Source organism: Kribbella sp. NPDC051718 (genome assembly GCF_040681515.1).
In the GTDB taxonomy this organism is placed as follows: domain Bacteria; phylum Actinomycetota; class Actinomycetes; order Propionibacteriales; family Kribbellaceae; genus Kribbella.
This window is the reverse complement of record NZ_JBFAYZ010000015.1, coordinates 63,263-85,787: the sequence shown is the minus strand read 5'-3', so window position 1 is coordinate 85,787 and position 22,525 is coordinate 63,263. Positions and strand designations below refer to the sequence as shown.

The following is a 22,525-nucleotide window of genomic DNA, read 5'->3' as shown; positions in this document are numbered from 1 at the left end:
TCCGGGGTCTCAAGTCTCACTGAGACTAGTGCCCGGCTTCGGCGGTTCCATGAATATGGGCGGCCAGTCCTTCGGCCGCCTTCGGATCGAGCTCGGCAAGCAATCCCACACCCGCCAGCACATAGTCGGAGTCGACGCACGTGCGCGCAGCGGTCGGTACCAGCCAGCCCTCCTCCTGCGCCCCGACCGAGATCCCACCGAGGATCCGCGCCGCGACCTCCGGCCCGTTGTGCCGCAGCACTCCCCCGGACCCGACGAGCAGATCGACCTCGCGCAGATCCTTCCCGGACCGCTCGATCACCCGTCCACCCGGCCCGAAGACGATCCGCTGCCGTCCCGCATGCCGCCGGAGCGCCACCGTGGCCGCCACCCGGGCAAGCGTCTCGTCGTACGACGCCTCGACCGCATCACCCGGCAGGAACGACGGGTCCTCATGCCGACGCACAGACGCCGCCTCGAGCGCAGTACCGGCCTCGAGCAACCCCGACTCCACACCGGCGCCGACGACCGGTACTGCGCTCCAGCGCATCCCCAGATCGCCTTCGACCGTGCGCGTCACCGGATGCGTCGCGACCACCTCTCGCCCGAGGTTCGCGTCCTCGGGATCGAGCTCGATCACCGAGTGCACATCCGTCGTCGCCCCACCGATGTCGACGACGGCGACGTCGCCGTGCAAAGCGGCGAGCACCTCGACTCCGCGGAGTACGACATCCGGCGTCGCCGCCCGGACCATCTTGGCGAACTCCGGATCGCGGGACAGATTCTTGCCACCGATCACATGGGCGAGGAACATCTCCCGGATCGCCGCCCGCGCACTGTCCGGCGCGAACACCCCGATCTCCGGCACGACATTGTCCGCGATCACATGCGGAACATTCGCCTCCGACAACAACTCACGAATCGCCGGCTGCGCATCAACGTTGCCCGCAGCAACCACCGGCCGCCGCCACTTGTACTTCGCCAGCACCGCGGCCGCGTTGGTGATCACCGCCGAGTTGCCGCCGTCGGTACCACCCAACAGCAGCACCACGTCCGGCCGCTCGGCCCTGAGCGCCTTGAGCGAGGTTGCCGTGAGCCCACCGTTGACGACGGCAACCACCCGGCCGCCGCTCGACAACGCGACCCGCCGGCCCGCTTCCGCGGTGACGAGCTCCTCGTTGCCGACGACACCGATGCGCAGGCCGCCGCCCGCGCTCGAACAGGCCAGTACCTCCGCCGCGGCGACACCGGAGTCCGCCGCCAGCAACGCGGTACGGCAGGCGTGCCAGCCGTCCATCACGTCGCTGTCGACGGTGGTGCGGTGTTCGGCCCGGGCGACCAGGTCACCCGAGCCGGCGTCCACCGCGATCGCCTTGGTGAAGGTCGACCCGAAGTCGACCGCCACCCACAGGCTCATGACATCGCGCGGTCGAGGTCCTGGAGCAGGTCGTCGATCGTCTCGATGCCGACACTGAGCCGGATCAGGTCGGCCGGCACCTCCAGCGGCGTACCGGCGACCGAGGCGTGCGTCATCTTGCCCGGGTGCTCGATCAGCGACTCGACCCCGCCGAGCGACTCACCCAGCGTGAAGACCTCGGCCTTGTTGCAGATGTCCAGCGCGTGCTGCTCGCCACCGGTGACCCGGAACGACACGATGCCGCCGAACCGCTTCATCTGCTTGGCCGCGGTCTCGTGGCCGGGGTGGCCGTCGACGCCCGGGTAGAGCACCGAGGTGACGCCGTTGTGCCGCTGCAGGAAGTCGACGACCTTCTCCGCGTTGTCGCTGTGCCGGTCCATCCGGACCCCGAGGGTCTTGATGCCACGCAGGACCAGGAACGAGTCGAACGGGCTCGCGACGGCGCCGATCGCGTTCTGGTGGAAGGCGATCTTCTCGGCCAGTTCGGCGTCGCGGACGATCAGCGCGCCGCCGATCACGTCGGAGTGCCCGCCCATGTACTTCGTGGTCGAGTGCACCACCACATCGGCACCGAGCTCCAGCGGCTGCTGCAGGTACGGCGAGGCGAAGGTGTTGTCGACGACCAGGACGGCGCCGGCGTCGTGCGCAATCTGCGCGACGATCGCGATGTCGGCGACGTTCAGCAGCGGGTTGGTCGGCGTCTCCAGCCAGACCACCTTGGTCTTGCCCGGGCGGATCGCGGCCCGGATCGCCTCCGGGTGCGTCACGGCCGCCGGGGTCATCTCGACGCCCCAGGCGCCGAGCACCTTGGAGAACAGCCGGAAGGTGCCGCCGTACGCGTCGTCGGGGAAGACGACGTGGTCGCCCGGTACGCACAGCGACCGGATCAGGGTGTCCTCGGCCGCCAGCCCGCTCGCGAACGCGAAGCCGCGGGTGCCCGCCTCGATCGCCGCCAGACACTCCTCCAGCGCCGTCCGGGTCGGGTTGGCCGACCGGGAGTACTCGTAACCGTTGCGCAGCCCGCCGACACCGTCCTGCTTGTAGGTGCTGGTCGCGTAGATCGGCGGTACCACCGCGCCGGTGGTCGGGTCGGGCTCGTTTCCGGCGTGGATCGCAAGCGTCTCGAAGCCGTAGGAGTGTTCAGAGTTCACCGGACCAGCGTACGGCCTGGTCCCATCCACCCTTGAATCCCGTCCCAGCCACGAGACAGGCCTCGTGGTGGGCCTGTGGACAACGATCGGTGGGTGCACCTGGGATGGGCCTAGAGTTTCGCTGGCTGACGACAGACGGAAGGAATCCGCCGGATGAAGACGCAGGACAGGTCGCTGGACGAGGACAGCCTGGCGATGGCCGACCTCGCCGAGATCACCGACTGGACCCCGATCGCCGGACCCGACGACGACGAGTCGGGCGAGGCAGTGGTCCGCGCGCTGGTCCACCGGGTGATGGCGTCGACCCCCTGGAAGCCGTGGCCGCTGGAGCCGGGCGAGACGATCGACGACGAGATGATCTCCTGGGGATTCACCACCGGCCGCGGCATCACGATGGTCGTCTTCGCCGGGCTGGCCTTCCCGGACTGTCCGGACAGCGGCTGGTCGGCGTACGAGATCGGTCCCGACGACCTGGCCGCGGCCGAGGCCGGGCTGGATGAGCATTGGCCGGATCACCTCACGTTGGCGATCAAGCACTGGGGTCTGCCCGACTACGTCAACGACGACAGCGCCGAGGGCTTCGACGACGAGTGGGAGCCGGGCGCCGGTGCGGGCTTCCGGCATCTGGCGGTCTGGGTGCGGCCGGGAGCGCAGTACCGGCTGTACAGCACCAGGCCGGGTAAGGATCCCCTGGTGACTGCGGTCGGGGTCAACTACGCCGTCTACATCGACTAGGAGCTCCGATGAGCCTCTCGAACCCGTCCCCGCGCCGGATGACCCGGCGAGGCACCCGGACGCTCAAGGCCGCGTACGCCCAGGCGCAACGCGACGTGAAGCGGATGGACCCGGCCGTGCTGGCCGCCGTCGGCCGTTCGAAGATGAACAGCCAGGACCTCAAGCACCTGGCCCACGCCAACATCAACGGCCTGTACGGCTCGAACCACGAGCGCTTCGCCCAGCAACTCAACGCGCACGCCGCGGCCCAGGTCCAGGCGACGTCTCCGGCGTCCCAGCGCACCCGCAACCCGTTCAAGCAACTCTCGAACTGGAATCAGAACCGCAAGGACATCCGCCACGGCAAGCAGACCCTCCAGATGGCCTACGCCCAGGCCAAGAGCGAGGTGAAGCGGATCGACCCGGCCGTCCGGCAAGGCATCGGCCACTCCCGGGTCAGCAAACGGGACCTGGCCGACCTCTCGATCGCCCAACTGGACGCACCTGTGCGCGCAGGCATCAACCGGGCCGCGCAACACCACCAAACGCAGGCGCGCATTGCCGCATCCATCGCCGCCACCGCCGCTGCCGCACCCCGCCAATCCGCGGGCCAGCGAGTCGCGAACGCGGTGAACACAGCCTCCCGCTGGAAGAACGCGGTCCGCGACGGCGCGAACGGCGCGATCGCCAAGGCAGAGAAGTTCCGCGCCGACTACAACGAACGCCGCCAAAACCCCACCGGCCGCAGTGCCCCCGCCCAGACCGCCCCGACCGCCGCGGCCCAGAATGCTCCGCAACCTGCGAACCTGGCCGCCGACAAGGCCGCCCAAGCCAAGGCCGTCCACGCCGGCCTCAACAACACCATGCCAACGCCTGAAGCAACCGCCCAAGCCCCCGAAGCGACTGCCCAGGCGGCTGAAACCGGCACCGGCCGCCACCGCGCACCAGAAGCAGCCGCCGCCTTCGACGGCATAGCCCCCGCCAACGGCGCCGTAGCCCCCAAAACTGCGGCCCAACAAGCAACCGCCGGCCAAGGCGAAGCCGTCCCCGCCCACAACAAACACCGCAAACCCGAAGGCCAAGAACGCTAGACCCGCCCGCGCGTTGTCAGTTGGTTTTGCGGGAGAGCACCGCGGCGGCTGCGTCGAGGAGGATGGATTTCAGTTCGGCGTCCGAGACGTCGCGCTCGTCCAGGCCGGTTGAGAGGACCGCGCCGACCACCTCGACCGCAGCAGCCGCCAGCACTCGGTCGGTGGGGGTTGGGTCGGGGCCGGCCAGCCAGAGTTGGAAGGCGCGGCTCTGGGCGATGAGGTCGTCCAACTGGTCGTCGAAGGCGGCCAGTACGGCGGTGATGTCGCGCAGTACGGTCGGGCCGGTGCTGCGGTGCTTGATGACGACGTCGAGGTACGCAGCGAGCAGTTCGCGCTCGCGCTCCGGCGACCACGGCTGCTCGCCGACCTGCGCGAAGACGGTTTTGATGTCGTCGAAGAAGGTACCGATGATCGCCTGCAGGAGATCCTGTTTCGACGAGTAGTGGTAGTACAGCGACGCCTTGGTGATGCCGACCTGTTCGGCGATCTCCCGCAGGCTGGTCTTCTCGTAGCCGCGGCTCGAGAACAGCTCGAGCGCCGCCCGGTGGATCTCCGCCTTGGTGTCGCGAGCCCTGTCGCGCGCTCCGCTCTCATGCTGCACGTGACCACCCTCTCACTTCTCTTACCTACCATGCGGCAGGTAGCCTCGCCGCCAGGGTGGTCGCGTCAAGAGCACGGACGGTACGCCGCTGAGCCCCGCCACCCTCACGTCGTACGCCGAAAAGCCGGCCAACACGACGACCCTGCTCGGCGGAGTCAGTGCGAGCTACACCGACATCCGCGACGCGAACAGCCGCGATCTCAAGGTCATCTTCCCCGTCGCGGGCGGGCTGATCGCGATCATCCTGGCCCTCCTGCTGCGCAGCCTGCTGTCGCCGCTGGTCCTGATGCTCGCGGTGGTGCTGACCTCTTTGTCGTTGCCATCGGCACCGACTACGACATCCTGATGATCGCGCGACTACGCGAGGAGGCCGAACGCGGTACCGATTCACGCGAAGCTGATCCTCGCCACGCCGGCTCAAAGACGTACCGACCGAGAGGACCGAGGATCGCACTCTCGAGACAGTGGGCTCCACAGGCTGAGGGGTCCTGTGGTGTGCGGCTGCCGGGCCCCTGGTCCGGCAGCCGCAGCTTACTTCGCCGCTGCTTCGGTCTTGAGCTTGACCGTGAAGAGCGGAAGCAGGATGTGGACCAGCGGTCCGATCGCCAGCGCATAGGCGACGGTCCCGATGCCGACCACGCCACCGAGCAGCCAGCCGACCGCGAGCACGGTGACCTCGATGCTCGTCCGGACCAGCCGCACGCTCTTCCCTGTACGCCGGACAAGTCCGGTCATCATGCCGTCGCGCGGGCCGGGGCCGAGCTGGGCGCCGATGTAGAGCGCACCCGCCAGGGCGTTCACCACGATGCCGGCCACCATGAACAGGATCCGCAGCCACAGCTGGTCCGGCCGATCCACCAGAGCGATGGTCAGGTCGACGGCCAGGCCGATCACGATGGCGTTGCTGATCGTGCCGAGACCGGGCCACTGCCGCAGCGGGATCCAGGCCAGCAACACGATGAAGCTGACCACGATCGCGATCGTGCCGAAGCTGAGGTTGACGTGCTTGGTGAGGCCGGAGTGCAGGACGTCCCAAGGGTCGAGGCCGAGGTTGCCCTGGACCATCAGGCCCATCGAACCGCCGTACAGGAGCAGCCCGAGGTACAGCTGGACCAGGCGGCGCGGGAGGTGACCGGCCTTGAGTTGCTCGATCGGGTTCAGCGCGGCCAGCTGGCGGCCTCGGACTGGTTTGGCGGCAGGGGCTTCCGAAGTGGCGGTCACAGGAACCAGTTTGCGGCCGATTGGCTTGGTGTTCGATAGCCACTTGGGCAATAGTGGACTGCATGACAGGGCAACAGCTCCCCGCAAGCACTCTGGCCGGCCTGCTCGGTACCTGGTCGGACGACTCTGGACCGGCGTACCGGAGCCTGGCCGAGCGGCTGCGGTTGCTGATCGCGGACGGGCGGATCATGCCCGGCGCGCGGGTGCCGTCGGAGCGCGAACTGACCGACGCGCTGGGGGTGAGCCGGACGACTGTCGCTTCGGCGTACCGGGAACTGCGCGACCGCGGCTATCTGGTGAGCAGGCGGGGTTCGGGGAGCGTCACCTCGCTGCCGTCGAAGGTCGAGCCGGAGCTCGGGCGCCATCACGCGCCGTGGATCGACACGGTCGGGCTCTACGACTTCACTTGCGCGGCCTCGCCGTCCGTACCGGGGATCAACAGCGCGGTCGCCGAGGCTGTCGAGGATCTGCCGCTGCACCTGACGACGCCCGGGTACCACCCGCAGGGACTGCCCGAGTTGCGGGAGGAGATCGCCGCGTCGTACCGGGCCCGCGGGCTGCCGACGACGGCGGACCAGATCATCGTGACGGCCGGTGCGCTGGCCGCGACCGCGATCGCGATCCGGGCGATGACGCAGATCGGCGACCGGGTGCTGACCGAGAGCCCGACGCATCCCAACTCGGTCGACACGATCCGGCGGAGTGGGTGCCGGGTGGTCGGCGTACCGATGGGTCCTGACGGCTGGGACCTTCCGTTGCTGGAGGCAACGATTCGGCAGTCGGCGCCGCGGGCCGCGTGGATGGTGGTGGACTTCCAGAATCCGACCGGGCGGTTGATGTCTGCGGCGGATCGGCAACGGCTTGCCCGGGCGTTCGCGCGGGCCAGGACGACCGCGATCATCGACGAGACGCTGTACGAGCTGCCGCTGGACGGGCAGGAGATGCCGCCGCCGTTCGCGTCGTTCGATCCGCAGGGGGTGATCACGCTGGGGTCGGTGAGCAAGTCGTTCTGGGGCGGTCTGCGGATCGGGTGGCTGCGGGTGCCGGAGACGCTGGTCGCCCGGATCCTCGATGCGCGGGCGTCGCTGGACCTGGGGGCGCCGGTGCTCGAGCAGCTGGTCGTGACTCGGCTGCTGCGTTCGTACAGGTCGGTACTCCCCGAGCGGCGGGCCGCGTTGGCGCTGCGGCGGGACACGCTCGCCTCGGCGCTTCGTACCGAGCTGCCGTCCTGGCGGTTCACCTTGCCCGGGGGTGGGCTGTCGATGTGGTGCGAGCTGCCCGAGCCGGTGGGGTCGAGCCTGGTGGGGGTGGCCCAGCGGAACGGAGTACTGCTGGTGGCTGGGTCGCGGTTCTCGCCGGATGGTGGGTTGGAGTCGTTCTTGCGGCTGCCGTACACGCTGGATCCGGATACGCTCCGTGACGCTGTTTCGCGGTTGGCGGCGTCGTACGAGTCATTGACGGCGGGACCACCGCTCCGGCGTGCCGCCGCGATGATCGCTTGACGTAAACGCCCCGTAATCGGACCGGGGAAGGTTCACTCCCGGCGTCGCGTTGAGACACTATGAGAGTCACTCTGCGAGAGGCGTGAGATGTCGTTCTTCAACCGCAACACAGCCCTGGTCGAGCCCGAGCGCGCGCTGCCCGGCCGCCCAGAGCCCACCTTCGCCGTACCGGCGGACAACATCGTGCTCGGTACGCCGCAGACCGCACCCGCTCCCGAGGGTTTCGAGGAAGTCTGGTTCGGCACCGGTTGTTTCTGGGGTACCGAGGAGATCTTCTGGCAGCAGCCCGGGGTCTACACGACCGCGGTCGGCTACGCCGGCGGCTACACCCCCAACCCGACGTACGAAGAGGTCTGCTCCGGCCGCACCGGCCAGACCGAGGCGGTCCGCGTGGTCTACGACCCCACCAAGACCACCTTCACCAACCTACTGAAGGTCTTCTGGGAGACCCACGACCCGACACAGGGCATGCGCCAGGGCAACGACCTCGGCTCCCAGTACCGCTCAGCGATCTACTACACCACCGATGCCCAGAAGGCCGAGGCAGAACGCACCCGCGACCTCTACGCCCCGGTCATCAAGCCCCTCGGCTACGGCGACATCACCACCGAGATCGCCCCCCTCAACTCCCACTACTACGCCGAGGGCTACCACCAGCAGTACCTGGCCAAAAACCCCAACGGCTACCGCTGCCACAGCAACACCGGCGCCAAGTTCCCCGCCGACGCATAGCGGATGAAGTGAGGTCGGTCCCGAGGAATCCTCGGGACCGACTTGTATTGCTGGCTAGTCGAAGGCGATGGTGACCTCTTCGGTCACCGAACCGTCCGGGTTCTGCACGGTTCGGCGGGTTGCACCAGGCGGCAGGACGCCGACGCCGCCATCAGGCGGAGCGACCGGGATCATCACTGGGTTTCCGTCTTCATCGAGCACCACCCGGCCGTTCTCGTCGGCGAGCGGGCTTCGTGCGTCCTGATCCGAGGACACGCCAACCACCTCCACCTGAGACACGACCGGCTGGCCAAGTATCGCCAGGATGCCGGCGTCGATCCAGGTCTCGGCAGACGGGGCTCCGCGAAATGTCGAGAGTTGGGGGTCGGTCTCGATGTAGCTTCGAGAGGGCCGATCGGCGGCTGCTCCGACGTTAGGGATGTCTGATGAAGTACGTCGTACTGATCCACTCCAACCCGCAGCCGTGGGGCCATCCGACCGGCGATACCGTGGCCGAGCATCAGGCCCTTCCGAAGGCCGAGCGTGAGCGGTTGAACTCGGAGTTCGAGAAACTCCTGGGCGACCTTCAGGCCAGTGGCGAACTGCTCGGCGGCGAGGCGCTGGGCGATCCGGCCAAGTCCCGTCTCTATCGCTACTCGGGTCGCCGCCCGGTCGTCACCGACGGCCCGTACTCCGAGGCGAAGGAACACCTGGCCGGCTTCTTCCTCATCGACGTCGACACCCCGGAACGCGCCGACGCCGTAGCCCAGACCTTCGCAGGTCCCGGCGAAACCATCGAGCTCCGCCAGATCCACATCTTCTGAAAACCCGACCCCGCTTACCCCAGACGTCGTACGCCTGTCCGTCAGTGACAGGTGTACGACGTCGAGGTCGTGCTCGCGGCTGTAGCTGTCCTGCGGCGCGGCGGACGTTCAGGGGCGTGGAGGGGTGCAGATGGAGGAGTTTCGCGCGCGGTCGGGGTGGGGCGAATGGTGAGCGAACAGCCGTTCTTCGTGAGCTTCACCTGCAGCTCGACCCGCCATCCCGGCGTGGCCAGGTTCGAGCGGATGGGCGAGCAGTGGGTGCTCGTCGGGGCGTCGCGGCAGCGGCCTGAGAGCAATCCGGTTGCTGCTGAACGGCGTACACAGTCGGGTGGGTTCGCCTGCGCGTCGACGTACACCGGCTGTCCGAGCTGCGGGGCCGACAGCTTCGTCCAGTGTGGCGGCTGCCAGAGCATGGGCTGCTGGGACAACAGCTGGCCGGACTTCAACTGCCCGACCTGCGGCAACCGCGGCCCGGTGACCGGCGAGATCAAGTCCGTATCGACGACCGGCAGCAGCTGAGGAGCGGGCGATGGGATTCGACCTGGAACGCGGCCAGTTCGGCGCATACACGGTGAACCAGGACACCTTGGCCAAGGGCGGGGTGGGTTCGATCCACCGTACCGACGATCCGCGCTTCGTCTTCAAGCGCTACTTCAACCCGGCCAAGGCGCCGAGCCTGGCGCAACTCGATCCGCTGGTGAAGGTGGGCCGAGAGGTACTGGTCACCCGCGGGAAGCGCCCCGGCGACACCCCGGAGTCCTCGGTGAACTGGCCGGTCGACTACGTACTCGACCGGTCCGGCGCTGTCAGCGCCGTCGTACTGCCCGCGATCCCCGGCGAGTTGTTCAACGCCGACCTGGGCAACGTCCGCACCCTCGACTTCCTGATCATGTCCCGGGCCCGGCCGCCGCAGGCCAAGGAACGGATGGCGCTGCTGCTCCGGATGGCCGAGATCCTGGCGTTCGTCGACGCGCAGCAGCTCGTCCACGGCGATCTCAACGCCAAGAACCTCGCCTGGACGCTGACCCCGGAACCGATCATGTACCTGATCGACTGCGACGGAATGGTGCTGCGGGATCCGCCACCCCAGGTCGGCGTCGCGGCGGCCGGCTGGACCGATCCGCGGGTGGTGACCAGGGCGATCAAGGCGCACGACCACTACAGCGACCGGTACTGCCTCGCGCTAGCGATGTACCGCGGCCTGCTGCTCACCCCGGGCCGCCTCGACCGGGCTGCCGACGGTACCTGGCCGGAACCCGGCAACATCCCGGCCCAGCTCGACAAAGAGGTCGCCGCCCTCATCCGGCGCGGCCTGTCACCGCTGGATCCTGGTGTTCGGCCGCAGCCCAAGGAGTGGGTCGATGCGTTGCTCCGTGCCTATGTGCCGGGTGGGAACTTCGACCTGAAGGCGCTGCGAGCAATCGACGCCATCACGAAGCCCAAGTCGAAGCCGACCCCGTTCGTCCCGTTGCCGAAGACCACCTGGGATCCGGCGCCACCGACTCCCCCGGTCCGGCAGCCGCCACCTCAGCCCGCGCCACGTCCTCCGCAGCCAACTCCGACGCAGCCTCAGCCGTGGTCACCACCACCGGTCACTCCCCGGCCTTGGTCGCCGGCGCCGCCACCCTCCCCGTACCAACGCCCGGTCGCTACTGGCCCTTACTACGGCCAGTACGAAGTCGTCTCCGGTCCCACCGGCGGCGTGGCCAGACGAGCTCTGGCCGGCGGAGTGGCCTGGTACCTGAAGGGTGTGCTCGCGGTTTTGCTGGCTTCGCCGGTGGCGCTGGTCTATTGCGTCATCGGGCTCCTGCAACTGATGCGGGTCGATTCCCGGTACCCCGGAGTGACGCGAGCACGGATCAGCCTCGGGGTCTACGGCGGATTCGCGGCGCTCTTCGTCCTGAGCTATTTGTCGACCGTTTGAGAAAGAGAACACCATGAATGAAAACTCGGAGTCCTACACAATCTTTCCGATCTTCCTGCTCGTGGACGTCAGCGCGTCCATGGCGGGCGGACCGATCGAGGCCCTGAACGCCGCCATGCCCGAGGTCCAGAAGGCGATGCTCTCGGATCCGACCGTCGGCGAGATCGCGCGGGTCGCGCTGGTGACGTTCTCGGACGTCGCCCGGACCGTCGTGCCGCTCTGCGATCTGGCAGAGGCGAGTATCCCCGAGGTCATGGTCGAGAGCGGCACGAACTTCGCGGCCGGCTTCCGCGAGGCCAAGTCGGCGATCGACAGCGGTCTGCGCTCACTGCCGAAGGGGACGCCGTTCTACCGGCCGGTGGTGTTCTTCATGAGCGACGGTGAGCACATCGCCCGGGAGGACTACCGGCAGGCTTTGGCGGAGTTGAAGGACCCGAACTGGAAGCTCGCCCCGGAGGTGGTCTCCTTCGGTCTGGGCGACGCCAGGAAGGAGACCCTGCAGGAGATCGCGACCCGCTTCGCCTTCATGTCGAAGGACGTCAACCCGGCCGCCGCGGTCAAGGAGATCATCAACGCGCTGATCAGCAGCATCCGTACCACCTCGCGAAGCTTCCACGATCCGAACCAGGCCGACGGCCTGCACATCGACGCGCCGAGCGACCTCTTCACGCCGCTACCGAAGATGTCGCTGTGACCGCCGGCCAGGACGAGCGGATCGAGTCGGCGCCCGAACCGCTGGATCAACCGGACATCGCGCCGTCGATCGAGGCGACAGAATCGCCGGCGCCGCCCGACCCTGAGCCTGAACCCTCTGACCTACCCACGTCCGCACCGGTCATCGGCAAGGTGCGACCGCTCCCCCCGCTCCACGTCCGAGTCGGGGTGACCCATCGCACGCCGACGGTGGCTCTCGACGGCCTGAGCGTCGGCCCCTTCCATGTCGCGGCGGCATCCCAGGCCGGCACCGCCCATCTCATCAAGGGCGAGCCGCGCCAAGACTCGTACGACTTCGTCCTCACACCCACCGGCCGGCTGGTCGTGGCGATCGTCGACGGCCTCGGCTCGCGCCCGGCGTCGCAGGTCGGAGCCCGGATCTTCTGCGAGCAGGTGACGACGCTCGCCGGTACGACGGACTGCACCGCAACGGAGTACCTCGTCCAGGCAGCCGCCCAAACCGGCGCAACCGCAGAGGACACCTACGGCCTCCACAACGACGACATCTCCTTCGTAGGAGCCGTCGCCGTCTTCACCGAGGACACCATCGACATCGCGCGCGTCGGCGACGTCTCCGCGTTCGCCCTGACCGCCGACGGTTCCTTCACCGAACTGTTCCACCACGACGAAGCAGCCCTGAACATCGTGCCCGCCCAGCTACCGAGCACCCACGCCCCCGTACCCGAGGAGACCCACACCAGCGGCGACACCCAGATCGTCTTAACCACCGACGGCCTGGCAACAGACCTCCGCAACTCCGCCAAACTCCGCGATTGGCTCGCCCACGAATGGCGCCTCCCCCTAGGCCCCTACGCCATGGCCAACACCCTCCGCTACCGCCGCCAAGGCTCCCACGACGACCGAACCGCGGTAGTCGTGTGGACTCCCGCCGACACGACCACCGACCGCCCGACTGACGAGCAGCCCTGCACAGATACCGCAGATGACCCAGCTGACGGCACGTCCGCAGATCACAAGGTCGTCCCTGACTAGAGCGGGTTGATGCCGAGGGCTGTGAAGCGTTCGGTTAGGTCGTCAATCCAGGCAGGCGGGGTTCGGTGATCCGGTAGGGGGACGCCGGCTTCGCTGCGCCAGAGGGCGTCGCTGAGGATGGTACGGAGGTGCCAGGCCATCACTCGCGCCATAGACAGCTCGCGGCCGGTGATCTGGTCGTAGTGGCGCCGGGTGGCGGTCAGTAGCTCTACGCTCGGTCCCGTACCAGGCAAGCAACGCAGGTCGTACTCCGCCTCCGCGAGGCCCGCAGTCTCGAAGTCGACCACTGCGCGGAGTTGGCCGTCCTCCCAGATCTGATTGCCGCCGTGCAGATCGCCATGCACCAGCACGCTCGGCCCCGGTGTCGCCAGTACTTCGTCCGCCCAGTCGCACCACCGAATGACAGTAGGCCGCTGCTCCGGGCGAACCCACTTCCCGAACCGCGCACGCAGTACGTCCGCCGAAACTGGTTGCAGCGACGCCGGAGGAAGATCGCCAACCCGACCTACCGAACCGTGCAGCTCACTCAAGAACCGGGCGAGCTGCCGACCGGCCTGATCCAGGTCGAGCGAGTCCACCACATCGAACAACGCTCGTCCCGGCACCAACCTGGTCACCAAGAGCACCGGATCGGCGCTCTTGGCAACGACCTCCGGCAGATACGGAATCGCCAAGGCATCCAGCATCGCGATCTCATGCGCCAGCCGGAGCGCCGCTACTTCCGGCCACGCGTACTTCACGACGTACTGATCACCCACGACCGCACTCGCCGACCACCACACCGGGTCGCCCTCATCCCGTGATTCGCGCACCGCGATCGGGTACTCCGCCAACCCGGGCGCGACCTCCCTCAACGCCTCAGCGAGCATCACAGGCGACTCCAACCACCTCATGCTCGCCGAGGCTACTGCCGGGAGAGGCCTTTCAGCCCATCGTTTTCTGGCCGTCGATGGTTTCGCGGATGATGTCGGCGTGGCCGGCGTGTTGGGCGGTTTCGGCGGTGATGTGGAGGAAGACGCGGCGGACCGTCCAGAAGACACCCGGCGGCTGCCAGGGTGCGGCCGGGAGTTCGTAGCTGGCGTTGAGGTCGAGGGTGCGGACGAGATCGTCCGTGGCAGCCGCGACCTTCTCGTACTCGGCCAGTACGTCGGCCAGCGTCTGCCCCTCGGCCAGCCGGAACTGGTTCTCCCACTCGGCGATCATCTCCGGCGTGAACTCGACCTCCGCCGGTACCTCCTTGCCACCACCGTTCCGCGCGAAGTCGGCCCAGTTCTGCTCGACCGCCGTCACGTGCTTGATCAACCCACCGACGGTCAACTCGCTGACCGTACTGCGGGTGTTCGCCTGCTCGTCGGTCAGCCCCTCGGCGGTGTGCCGCAGGAAGTACCGATGCTTACCGAGAAAGTCCAGAATGTCGTCCCGCTCACCGGTCACGATCCGCTCCTTCGTAGTCATACCTCCACCCTAGGGACGGTAGCGGTCAGCTTCTGACCTCTACTCCATCCAGTTCAGCCAGATCCTCGATACATTGCGCTCGTGGACGAGTACGGGTATCCGGAGGCGGCGGCCGACGGCTTCACCATGGGCATGTACGTGAGCTACGACGACTGCGGAGACGCCTGGGTGACAGCCCCCGACAAAAGCGTCGGAACACTGGTCTGGGAGACCGGATCGCCCTCGTACTTCAAAGAACTGATCGCCCCCGACCCGAACGGCCGCTGGGGCACCTACGCAGTCCAACTACCCCTGCCACTGACCACCGACGCAGAGGCCGAGGCGTACCTGAGAGCCCTCCTCCCCGACCTCCGCCCCCGCTGGCAATCCTGGAAAGCCAACCGATAGCCCATAGCCAGCTGGCATCATGCGCGACATGGCTCTCTACATGCGTGCTGTCATCGGCAGCTGGCCGAATCCGCCTTTCGCTGACCTCGTGAGCTTTGTTGGCGAGCAAGGTGACGGGCTTGTCGTCGTTTCGACGGACGACGCCGGCTGGCCGGATTTCCAGGTGCACGATGCGGACGGGGCAACCGTGCTGGCTGCGGACCTGACGCTCGGGGAGGATGTACGCGAGGAGCTATCCGAGCTAGTTGAGTTCCTGGACGACCACGATGGCTTGCCCACAGCACGCGCGACAGTGGAGTCGCACCTGGCTAGCGCGACTGCTGTGGTGGGCCTGCAGATACTGCCGTCCCGGTACGACGAATCGGTGGGCGCCGCCAACCAGGTCATCACCTTCCTCGAGAGATGGCCTGGCGTCCTGACCCAGGTCGACTCAGTCGGCTGGTACGACGGCGACCAGCTCATCCTGCCGGAACGGGGTTAGCCGCGATCAGGTCAGCGGGAGCCGAGCCATATCAAGCGGTTGGTGAAGGCACCTCTTTCTGTTGCTTTGGCTTCGCGGATCTGTTCCAGCGTTGGGCGGTCGGTGCCGAGGTCGGCGGCCAGGGCGTAGACGACTTCCAGTACGTCCGCCAGTTCCTCGACAGCTGCGGTGGAGTCGGCGGTCAGGAACTCGTCGACCTCTTCGAGCAGCTTGTCGCGGAGTCGTTGGCGGTACTCGGCCGGCGCGGCGACGTACGTGATCGGGTCTTCGCCGTTGGCGCGGATGAGGTCCGGGATGCGATCTCTGACCAGCTTGCCGTCGGCGCTCATATACCCGGCTCCGGCTTGGGGAAGCCGGTCCAGCGGTGGGTCGCGGGGAGGTGGCGCATGTCGTTGTAGATAAGGGCTGTGGCCGGGCGACCGGGGCTGTAGCGGAGGACGGTGAGGGCGGCGTTGCAATGGTTGAGGGTGAGCCAACGCCAGCCGGGTGCACCCAAGGCCTGGGTGACGAGGTACCCGACCAGGAAGTTGTGAGTGATGAGCAGCTCATGCTGATCCTCAGGCCCGTCGGCCGGACCAGTGAAGAGATCAAGTGCCTGGCGTGCCAGCGGAGGGCCGTCCTGCAGCTCATCAGGCGTGAACTGCGCCAGCACGTTGCGCACAAAGTCGGCGTACTCAGCCGGTACTTCGCCAGCCGCGGGCGCCGCCGGCAGGTAGTCGCCGGCCGCCTGCGAAACCTCCGGCGGAACCCCCGCCCGCAACTGCCCACCAACCACCCCAGCCGTCTCCACCGCCCGGGCCAACGGACTGTGATGAAACCCCGAGAACGGCACGTCCCGCAGCCGCTTCCCAAGCAACTCCGCCTGCCGACGCCCCTTCCCCGTCAACCCACTCTGATCTGCCACCGCCTCCCCATGCCGAGCAAGATACAGATACCGAGTAGCAGCCATTCCGATCTCCTCCAGCTGGGTACGAGGATCGCTCCATCGATCCTCACACGACCAGACGACGAGAACGCAGAGCTGGTTGACTCTGTGTTTCGACACAAGCACGCCAGGACGAGATCGACGTCGAACAAGCACGGCTAACGCATCAAGCTGACCCCGGCCGACGCCGGACGCGAGCCCGGCGCGGACGCGAGCCCAGCGTGGACGGGAGCCCAGCGCGGGCGCGAGCCCTGCGTCGAGGCCAGCCGGCGCGGATGCGAGCCGGGCGCGGATGCGAGTCCGGTGAGGGCGCGAGCACACCGGCGGGTTGAACCCAACGACTTGGCGTCCACCGCATCAGACCGACCACCGTCGTGGTCGCACCGCGCGACGCAGGAGCGCCTGCACGGGTGGGCGGGAGCACCCAGAGCGGAAGCGACGAAGGAGCGAGCGGCGGCGGGCGCGTGGGGTTATTGGATTCGGCCGTCTTGGAGGTGGATTACTCGGTCGCAGCGGGTGGCGACGTCGGGTTCGTGGGTGGCGATGATGACTGTCATGCCTCGGGAGTCGCGGAGAGCTAAGAGCAGGTCGATGATTTCGGTGGTGCGGGCTGAGTCGAGGTTGCCGGTTGGTTCGTCGGCCAATAGGAGGCGCGGGCTGGCGACGAGGGCGCGGGCGATGGCGACGCGTTGTTGTTGGCCGCCGGAAAGCTGGGACGGCAGGGCGGTGCGGCGGTCGCCGATGCCTACGACGTCCAGCAGTTCGCGAGCGCGGGCTCGCTTGTCGAAGTCGACGCGGAAAGGCAGGAGAGGCGCAGCGACGTTGTCCTCCGCGGTCAGAGCAGGCAGCAAGTGATAGCGCTGGAAGACGAAACCAACAGACCGCCGGTACGCCGCAAGCCCACGCCTCCCAAGCGTCGTCACCTCGGAGCCGTCCACCTGTACCGACCCGCCGTCGGCGTGTTCGATCGCGCCGATCAAATGCAGCAACGTCGACTTCCCCGACCCACTCGGCCCAGTCAAAGCGACCACACTCCCCGGCTCGATCCGCACCGACACCTCATCGACCGCCACCAGCCGATTGGTCCCCGCGCCGAACCCCTTCACGAGCCCACTGACCTCCACCACCGAACCACCAGGAACGGCATCATCCACAGCGTTCACTCCTCAGCCAGCAACGCGGCCAGCGGTAGCCGCCGCAGCAACAGGGCCGGTACGACCGCACACAACCCAGCCAACAGAACCGCCCCACCCGCGGTCGCCGCCGCGACGGCAACCAACCCCGCCGAGACGCCACCGACAAACAACCCGACACCCATCAACCCCAACCCCGCCCCAACGACCGCACCACCCACCCCGATCCCGAGCCCCTCGTAAACGACCAACCGCAGCAACGCCGAGTCAGTCCACCCCGCCGCCCACAACGCAGCGATCTCCCCCGCCCGCTCGCGCACATTGAGATAAAGAACATCAGCCACAGCAACAACCCCAAGCAACACCGTCGCAGCAGTAGCCGCCAGATCCACCGGCCTGACCTGCAACGTGACCGCGTCGCCAAGCATCGAGCCGACGACCTGATTGCGGTAGACGACAAGCACCGCCGCCAGCAACGTCACCGCCGCAACCCCAACAGTCAAAGCCAAAACAGCAAGCAGCGAACGCATCGGCACCCGCGCCAAGTTCGAAAGCGCAGTCCCAAACACAGTCCGATGATGCCGACCCCGGCGTACAGACCGAACAGCAGGCATGACCGCCTCAGCCGGAGTCGCCCGGATCGCCGACAGCGTAGGCAGAGCCGCCGCGACCAGCGCCAGCCCAAGCCCGATCGGCACAGCCAACGCCGCCCGCCACCAAGGCACAGCAAGCCCGGCCAACTGCGCAAGCGGCGTCGAGAGAGCGGCAGCCAGCACTCCACCCGCCAACCCGATCACCGCCACCTCACCCAGCAGCCCCACGGCCAACCGCCCCGGAGGCCAGCCAAGACAGGCCATACTGCCAGCTCCCGCCGCCGCGACCGCACAGACGCAGCCACCGCATTCCCAAGAAACACAGCACATTCGGCAAGAATCAGCACGGAAAGCAGCAAGCTCTTCCGATCCGCCGCCGCGAGGATCGTCACCGCCACCCCCTTCCGCGACCACTTCTCGACCAGCGCGAGCTCCGGACGCCCGTACTTCCCCGCCGGCAACGTCACGGCCTGCAGCGACGGCGAAGATCCGATCGTGATGTCGACATCAAGCCCCGTCGCAGCAGCGATGTCAGCCGCCACCAAACGAACCCGCTCCTGACTCAACTCATCCATCCCGCCGACGCCCGCCACCCGAACCCGGATCGCGCTCAGCGGTGCGAACGAGTCGGCCAGCGGGATCCGGTCGAGTGCCGCAAGATTGGTCAGGATGAGCGGTGGCGTCGACAGGTACCCGGTCGGACTGCTGGTCGGCAGCAGCGGCCGATCGCCCAGCAGTTTCCGGGACCGCTCGTCCGCTCCTTCGAGCCCCGGTGCTTGATAGGTCTCGAGCGGCACCTCCGACAACGGGGAGAAGCCCGCCAGCCGGCCCGGGTCGAAGCGACCGACCACGTCGCCGATGGGCAGGGACATCCCGATCAACTGTGGCGTGTTCGATGGCCCGAGCGGCCGGAACCCGGTGTCGAAGACGAACGCCGGCGGTTGGTCGTACTGAGCTCCGTCACTCGTCCAGGTGTGCGGGTCAATCGCGATCGCCTGCGGTGTCAGCCGCCCAGCCGAGTCCACCCGGTACGCCGGTGCGCCCGGCCGGTACGGCTCCGAGAGACGCGCCTGCGTCCTGCTCAGATCCGGCGCAGCACTGGATCGGATCGGAGCACCAACCGGCGTACCCGACGTGCGGGCGAGCAGCGGTAGCGCGTCGGCGTACTCGTGTCCCACCAGGGCAGACGCCGCGCCAGGCGCGAGCCGCTCGACACCGACCTGGACCTGCTCGTCGACGTACGACTTGTCCGCCATCATCGTCGGCACACTCAGGTAGCGATCATCGATGCCCTGCTTGGGATGATTCTGGCCGGCCACCGCCGGCTGGTCCCGGGCCGACAGGTACCGGCCGCCGATCATCGCTTTGTCCAGCCCGACCAGCGCGGCCTCGGCCGGTGGGTCGATCGCCGCGGCCAGCATCATCACCTTCCAGCTGACCTTCACCACCAGCCGGTCGGTACTGGTCCGCGGCAGGGCGAGCACATCGGAGTACCGGCCGTTCGTGGACCGTTGCCAGATCATCAGCCCGGTCCGCTCCAGCGGGGTGGTGCCGTTCGCGTTCTCGACGATCATCGCGTCCGCGCACAGCGGCGTCTGCCGGCCGGCCGCGGAGACCTCGAGAACGCTGAAACCACAGTTGACGAAAGGCGAGCGCGGCAGCGCGGTCCCGTTGGCGAAGACCGGGCCCGGCGGCTGCAGCCCGACGATGATCTTCTCGCGATACAAGGCGTTCCGGCTCAGATAGACGTACTGCGGTGCGTCATCGATCACCGTGAGGCCACGGTCCGCGATCCACGACGGCGTCAGCCGGAACACCTGCTGCTCCGCCGCCGGATCGACCTGATCGGTGAGATCCACCGACTGTTCCACCATGGCGTAGGTGAAGCCGAGCATCGCGATCGGCGCCGCGACCTCGACGTTCCGCACCGCTCGGACCTGATCCAGCTGCGCCGTCGTGATCCCGCCGAAAACGCCCGACAAGTAGTTCGGCCGTACCAGGTTGCGTTCCTGCTCGAGCTCGGACCGAGCACCCTTCGGCCGCACCAGTACGTCGTACGCCGACCGGTAGTTGGCCTCCACCGTCCCCGTCGTCCGCAACTGCGACGTCTCAGCCGCCCCGCTCAGCACCACGAACCCACTCGTCGCCGCCATCACCGCCACCAGCAACGCGACGGTACGCCGAAGCCGCCCCCTCAACTGAGCAAGCACAAACCCCAACATCAAGCCTCCCCGGCCGGCTACCCAGCTCGCATCATGCCGCCACACCAGGTCACCTGACCCATAGGGCATCTACTGTGCCTGCACGGCGGCGTCGATCCGCGGTGCTGCCTGGTGAGGGGTGGGCGAGATGGACATGGACCGGAGGCGGTTGCTCGCGCTGGGGGCCGGGGCGGCTGTGGCTGCTGGTGTCACCGGGTCGGCGACCACGGCACAAGCAACTAGCGCAGGCGGCGGCGTACCGTCGGATGCTGCGCTGGCCCGCAAGCTGGGGCTGCGGAGCAAGTACGCGAAAGGCCAGCACTACGTCATCGGCGGTCACGGTGAACCGCTGGTACTGCTGCCCGGCTGGCCGCAGACCTGGTGGTCGTTCAACAAAATCCTGCCCGCACTGGCGAAGCGCTACACGGTGATCGCCGTCGACCTGCGCGGCATGGGCGGATCAGCCAAGCCCGCCGACGGCTACGACAAGAAGACGATGGCAGCCGATGTCCATGCGCTGGTCCGCCACCTCGGCTACGACTCGGTCAACATCGCCGGACACGACATCGGCGCGATGGTCGCGCACAGCTTCGCCGTCAACCACCGTGCGGCGACCCGCAAGCTCGTACTGATGGATGTCGGCCACCCCGACCCGTCGCTGTACGACCTGCCGCTGCTGGTCCGCCCCGGGCAGGGCTTCAGCCTGTGGTGGTTCGCGTTCAACCAGGTGCAGAGTCTGCCCGAGAAGCTGATCACCGGCCGGTCGCGGCACATCGTCGACTACTTCATGGACGCTTTCCCGCCCGACCCGTCCGCCATCGACGAGCTGTCCCGGCGGGTCTACGCCCACGCGTACGCCGGTCCGGACGCGATCCGGGCCGGCAACGCGTGGTACCAGGGCTTCCATCAGGACGTCGTCGACTTCGCCGGCTACGGCAAGATCACCGCGCCGTTCCTCGGGCTGACCTCGGAGTACAGCTACGAGTCCAACCTGGCCGTCTGGTCCGGCCAGGGCACCGACGTACGGGTCCACAAGGTCCCCGGCACCGGGCACTTCCTCGCCGAGGAGAACCCGCAGGCCGTGATCAGCGAGCTGACCGCCTTCCTCGGCTAGCCGACGGCCAAGGCGTCCAACAGCCCTGGGAAGGCCTTGTCGAGATCGTCGCGACGAAGTGCGTTGAGGCGGGACGTGCCGACGTAGTACTGCCGGATCAGTCCCGCCTCGCGCAGCACCTTGAAGTGATGCGTCGCCGTCGACTTGTGCACCGCGATGTCGAAGTCACCGCACTTGATGTCGTGCCCCGCGGCGTCGAGCTGCTGGACGATGCTCCGGCGGACCGGGTCGACGATCGCCTCCAGCACCTGCTGAAGCTCGAACTCGGACACCTCGGGATGCTGCGGCGCACGTGCCATGAGCCTGATAGTACGACACTCGCCATAGTTTGACAGTAGTCATACTTCGAGGTTGAGTGAGCGCATGACGATGACCGTGCGGTTCCATGAAACAGGCGGGGCGGACGTTCTACGCCTGCACGACCTCGACCCGGGCGAGCCGGGCACCGGCGAGGTGCTGCTGAGGATCGACGCGATCGGCCTCAACCGCGCGGACATCCTGTTCCGCAGCGGCAACTACATCGAGTCGGTCAAGCAGTTCCCGGCCGGCCTCGGCAGCGAGGCGGCGGGCGTGATCGAAGCACTCGGCCCCGGCGTCACCGGCTTCACCGTCGGCCAACCGGTCAGCGTCATCCCCAACTTCTCCCAGAACGACTACCCCCTGTACGCCGAACGCGCACTGGCCCCCGTCACCGCCCTCATCCCCCGCCCCGACTCCGACGACGCCGTGTCGGGCGCGGCCGTCTGGATGCCCTATCTGACCGCCTATGGCGCCATGGTCGAGATCGCCCACGTCCGCCCCGGCGACGTCGTGGTCATCAACGCCGCCTCCAGCAGCGTCGGCCTAGCCGCAATCCACACCGCCAACCGCCTAGGCGCAACCCCCATCGCCATCACCCGAACCACCCCCAAACGCCAACGCCTCCTCGACGAAGGCGCCGCCGAGGTCATCGTCTCCACCGAGGACGATGTCGCGAACCGCATCCTCAACCTCACAAACCACCGCGGCGCCGAGTACATCTTCGACGCCGTGGCCGGCCCCGGAGTCACCGACCTGGCCCGAGCCGTCGCCCCCGACGGCACCCTCTTCCTCTGGGGAGCAGCCAGCGGCCACCCAACGCCGTACCCGGGCTTCGACCTCGGCATGCCGGCTCTCAACCTCCGCACCTACACCGTCCACGAGATCACCCGAAACCCGGAACGCCTACGCCGCGCAACAGCCTTCGTCACCAGCGGCCTCCGCACCGGCGCCTTCAAACCCACCGTCGACCGCCTCTTCACCCTCGACAACATCATCGAGGCCCACGAACACCTCGAATCCAACACCCACATCGGCAAACTAGTCGTCACCGTCTCGCACTGATCTGGTCAGCTACGCCGCCCGCGAGTGCCTTG

General features: G+C 67.7%; 27 protein-coding genes. 14 read left to right on the top strand and 13 right to left on the bottom strand.

The features are described from left to right. Nucleotides 1–25 precede the first annotated feature (25 nt). Together AB0M15_RS38235 and AB0M15_RS38230 are read right to left on the bottom strand one after the other, a co-directional pair. Nucleotides 26–1,396: a glutamate mutase L gene (locus AB0M15_RS38235; RefSeq protein ID WP_363830746.1), complete on the bottom strand. Its 1,371-nt coding sequence runs from the start codon at nucleotides 1,394–1,396 to the stop codon at nucleotides 26–28. Further along, a complete protein-coding gene (locus AB0M15_RS38230; RefSeq protein WP_363830743.1) occupies nucleotides 1,393–2,547 on the bottom strand; it encodes a cystathionine gamma-synthase in 1,155 nt (384 codons plus the stop codon). The genes AB0M15_RS38235 and AB0M15_RS38230 overlap by 4 nt, the downstream gene beginning before the upstream one ends. Before the next feature lie 153 nt (nucleotides 2,548–2,700). On the opposite strand from AB0M15_RS38230, the gene AB0M15_RS38225 reads away from it, so the two are divergent. Both AB0M15_RS38225 and AB0M15_RS38220 read left to right on the top strand, forming a co-directional pair. Then, nucleotides 2,701–3,282 carry a hypothetical protein gene (locus AB0M15_RS38225; protein WP_363830740.1) on the top strand — a complete coding sequence of 194 codons (582 nt, stop codon included), beginning with the start codon at nucleotides 2,701–2,703 and terminating at the stop codon, nucleotides 3,280–3,282. Between the two features lie 8 nt (nucleotides 3,283–3,290). Next, nucleotides 3,291–4,352, top strand: a complete 1,062-nt coding sequence (locus tag AB0M15_RS38220) for a hypothetical protein (RefSeq protein ID WP_363830737.1) — start codon at nucleotides 3,291–3,293, stop codon at nucleotides 4,350–4,352. 16 nt (nucleotides 4,353–4,368) lie between these two features. Here the strand turns inward: AB0M15_RS38220 and AB0M15_RS38215 are convergent, their stop codons facing one another. Next, nucleotides 4,369–4,953 carry a helix-turn-helix domain-containing protein gene (locus AB0M15_RS38215; RefSeq protein ID WP_363830734.1) on the bottom strand — a complete coding sequence of 195 codons (585 nt, stop codon included), beginning with the start codon at nucleotides 4,951–4,953 and terminating at the stop codon, nucleotides 4,369–4,371. Nucleotides 4,954–5,041: 88 nt separating this feature from the next. On the opposite strand from AB0M15_RS38215, the gene AB0M15_RS38210 reads away from it, so the two are divergent. Further along, a complete protein-coding gene (locus AB0M15_RS38210; RefSeq protein WP_363831010.1) occupies nucleotides 5,042–5,299 on the top strand; it encodes an MMPL family transporter in 258 nt (85 codons plus the stop codon). Between the two features lie 185 nt (nucleotides 5,300–5,484). Here the strand turns inward: AB0M15_RS38210 and AB0M15_RS38205 are convergent, their stop codons facing one another. After that, nucleotides 5,485–6,174 carry a hypothetical protein gene (locus AB0M15_RS38205; RefSeq protein WP_363830731.1) on the bottom strand — a complete coding sequence of 230 codons (690 nt, stop codon included), beginning with the start codon at nucleotides 6,172–6,174 and terminating at the stop codon, nucleotides 5,485–5,487. A gap of 62 nt (nucleotides 6,175–6,236) precedes the next feature. On the opposite strand from AB0M15_RS38205, the gene AB0M15_RS38200 reads away from it, so the two are divergent. Both AB0M15_RS38200 and msrA read left to right on the top strand, forming a co-directional pair. Continuing rightward, nucleotides 6,237–7,676, top strand: coding sequence for a PLP-dependent aminotransferase family protein (locus tag AB0M15_RS38200; protein WP_363830728.1), 1,440 nt, complete (start codon nucleotides 6,237–6,239; stop codon nucleotides 7,674–7,676). Nucleotides 7,677–7,763: 87 nt separating this feature from the next. Next, complete coding sequence (gene msrA, locus AB0M15_RS38195; protein ID WP_363830725.1) at nucleotides 7,764–8,408, top strand: peptide-methionine (S)-S-oxide reductase MsrA; 645 nt, start codon at nucleotides 7,764–7,766, stop codon at nucleotides 8,406–8,408. Between the two features lie 54 nt (nucleotides 8,409–8,462). Here the strand turns inward: msrA and AB0M15_RS38190 are convergent, their stop codons facing one another. Continuing rightward, on the bottom strand, nucleotides 8,463–8,663 hold the full coding sequence (locus AB0M15_RS38190; RefSeq protein WP_363830721.1) for a hypothetical protein: 201 nt from the start codon (nucleotides 8,661–8,663) through the stop codon (nucleotides 8,463–8,465). A gap of 170 nt (nucleotides 8,664–8,833) precedes the next feature. On the opposite strand from AB0M15_RS38190, the gene AB0M15_RS38185 reads away from it, so the two are divergent. The 5 genes from AB0M15_RS38185 (at nucleotide 8,834) to AB0M15_RS38165 (ending at nucleotide 12,842) form a co-directional block, all read left to right on the top strand. Continuing rightward, nucleotides 8,834–9,211 (top strand): YciI family protein, encoded by a 378-nt coding sequence (locus tag AB0M15_RS38185; RefSeq protein ID WP_363830718.1) that lies wholly within the window; start codon nucleotides 8,834–8,836, stop codon nucleotides 9,209–9,211. Nucleotides 9,212–9,376: 165 nt separating this feature from the next. Next, complete coding sequence (locus AB0M15_RS38180; protein WP_363830715.1) at nucleotides 9,377–9,730, top strand: hypothetical protein; 354 nt, start codon at nucleotides 9,377–9,379, stop codon at nucleotides 9,728–9,730. A 10-nt stretch (nucleotides 9,731–9,740) separates the two neighbouring features. Beyond that, nucleotides 9,741–11,135 carry a phosphotransferase gene (locus tag AB0M15_RS38175; protein ID WP_363830712.1) on the top strand — a complete coding sequence of 465 codons (1,395 nt, stop codon included), beginning with the start codon at nucleotides 9,741–9,743 and terminating at the stop codon, nucleotides 11,133–11,135. A 13-nt stretch (nucleotides 11,136–11,148) separates the two neighbouring features. Beyond that, nucleotides 11,149–11,829 carry a VWA domain-containing protein gene (locus tag AB0M15_RS38170; protein WP_363830709.1) on the top strand — a complete coding sequence of 227 codons (681 nt, stop codon included), beginning with the start codon at nucleotides 11,149–11,151 and terminating at the stop codon, nucleotides 11,827–11,829. Further along, the gene (locus tag AB0M15_RS38165) at nucleotides 11,826–12,842 is read left to right on the top strand and encodes a protein phosphatase 2C domain-containing protein (protein ID WP_363830705.1); all 1,017 of its coding nucleotides are present in this window, start codon (nucleotides 11,826–11,828) and stop codon (nucleotides 12,840–12,842) included. The genes AB0M15_RS38170 and AB0M15_RS38165 overlap by 4 nt, the downstream gene beginning before the upstream one ends. Here AB0M15_RS38165 and AB0M15_RS38160 read toward each other — a convergent pair. Then, on the bottom strand, nucleotides 12,839–13,735 hold the full coding sequence (locus AB0M15_RS38160) for a phosphotransferase (RefSeq protein ID WP_363830702.1): 897 nt from the start codon (nucleotides 13,733–13,735) through the stop codon (nucleotides 12,839–12,841). The genes AB0M15_RS38165 and AB0M15_RS38160 overlap by 4 nt on opposite strands. A 31-nt stretch (nucleotides 13,736–13,766) precedes the next feature. Continuing rightward, complete coding sequence (locus AB0M15_RS38155; RefSeq protein WP_363830698.1) at nucleotides 13,767–14,297, bottom strand: DinB family protein; 531 nt, start codon at nucleotides 14,295–14,297, stop codon at nucleotides 13,767–13,769. 81 nt (nucleotides 14,298–14,378) lie between these two features. Here AB0M15_RS38155 and AB0M15_RS38150 point away from each other — a divergent pair, with 81 nt between their 5' ends. Further along, nucleotides 14,379–14,684 (top strand): hypothetical protein, encoded by a 306-nt coding sequence (locus AB0M15_RS38150; protein ID WP_363830696.1) that lies wholly within the window; start codon nucleotides 14,379–14,381, stop codon nucleotides 14,682–14,684. A gap of 28 nt (nucleotides 14,685–14,712) precedes the next feature. Further along, entirely contained in the window at nucleotides 14,713–15,165 is a 453-nt protein-coding gene (locus AB0M15_RS38145) for a hypothetical protein (protein WP_363830693.1), read from the top strand. An 11-nt stretch (nucleotides 15,166–15,176) separates the two neighbouring features. On the opposite strand, the gene AB0M15_RS38140 is transcribed toward AB0M15_RS38145, so the two are convergent. The 5 genes from AB0M15_RS38140 to AB0M15_RS38120 form a co-directional block, all read right to left on the bottom strand. Next, on the bottom strand, nucleotides 15,177–15,494 hold the full coding sequence (locus AB0M15_RS38140; protein WP_363830690.1) for a nucleoside triphosphate pyrophosphohydrolase: 318 nt from the start codon (nucleotides 15,492–15,494) through the stop codon (nucleotides 15,177–15,179). Further along, nucleotides 15,491–16,114, bottom strand: coding sequence for a histidine phosphatase family protein (locus tag AB0M15_RS38135; protein WP_363830687.1), 624 nt, complete (start codon nucleotides 16,112–16,114; stop codon nucleotides 15,491–15,493). The genes AB0M15_RS38140 and AB0M15_RS38135 overlap by 4 nt, the downstream gene beginning before the upstream one ends. 446 nt (nucleotides 16,115–16,560) lie before the next feature. Continuing rightward, on the bottom strand, nucleotides 16,561–17,244 hold the full coding sequence (locus AB0M15_RS38130; protein WP_363830684.1) for an ABC transporter ATP-binding protein: 684 nt from the start codon (nucleotides 17,242–17,244) through the stop codon (nucleotides 16,561–16,563). Between the two features lie 5 nt (nucleotides 17,245–17,249). Further along, on the bottom strand, nucleotides 17,250–18,044 hold the full coding sequence (locus AB0M15_RS38125; RefSeq protein WP_363830680.1) for an FtsX-like permease family protein: 795 nt from the start codon (nucleotides 18,042–18,044) through the stop codon (nucleotides 17,250–17,252). Next, the gene (locus AB0M15_RS38120; protein ID WP_363830677.1) at nucleotides 18,017–20,038 is read right to left on the bottom strand and encodes a hypothetical protein; all 2,022 of its coding nucleotides are present in this window, start codon (nucleotides 20,036–20,038) and stop codon (nucleotides 18,017–18,019) included. Before AB0M15_RS38120 ends, AB0M15_RS38125 begins: the two co-directional genes overlap by 28 nt. A 127-nt stretch (nucleotides 20,039–20,165) precedes the next feature. Between AB0M15_RS38120 and AB0M15_RS38115 the strand changes: the two genes are divergently transcribed. After that, on the top strand, nucleotides 20,166–21,131 hold the full coding sequence (locus AB0M15_RS38115; RefSeq protein WP_363830672.1) for an alpha/beta hydrolase: 966 nt from the start codon (nucleotides 20,166–20,168) through the stop codon (nucleotides 21,129–21,131). On the opposite strand, the gene AB0M15_RS38110 is transcribed toward AB0M15_RS38115, so the two are convergent. Beyond that, nucleotides 21,128–21,430 carry a helix-turn-helix transcriptional regulator gene (locus tag AB0M15_RS38110; protein ID WP_363830668.1) on the bottom strand — a complete coding sequence of 101 codons (303 nt, stop codon included), beginning with the start codon at nucleotides 21,428–21,430 and terminating at the stop codon, nucleotides 21,128–21,130. The two genes, AB0M15_RS38115 and AB0M15_RS38110, sit on opposite strands and share 4 nt — an antisense overlap. A gap of 64 nt (nucleotides 21,431–21,494) precedes the next feature. On the opposite strand from AB0M15_RS38110, the gene AB0M15_RS38105 reads away from it, so the two are divergent. Further along, on the top strand, nucleotides 21,495–22,493 hold the full coding sequence (locus AB0M15_RS38105; RefSeq protein ID WP_363830665.1) for a zinc-dependent alcohol dehydrogenase family protein: 999 nt from the start codon (nucleotides 21,495–21,497) through the stop codon (nucleotides 22,491–22,493). The last annotated feature ends 32 nt before the right edge of the window (nucleotides 22,494–22,525 follow it).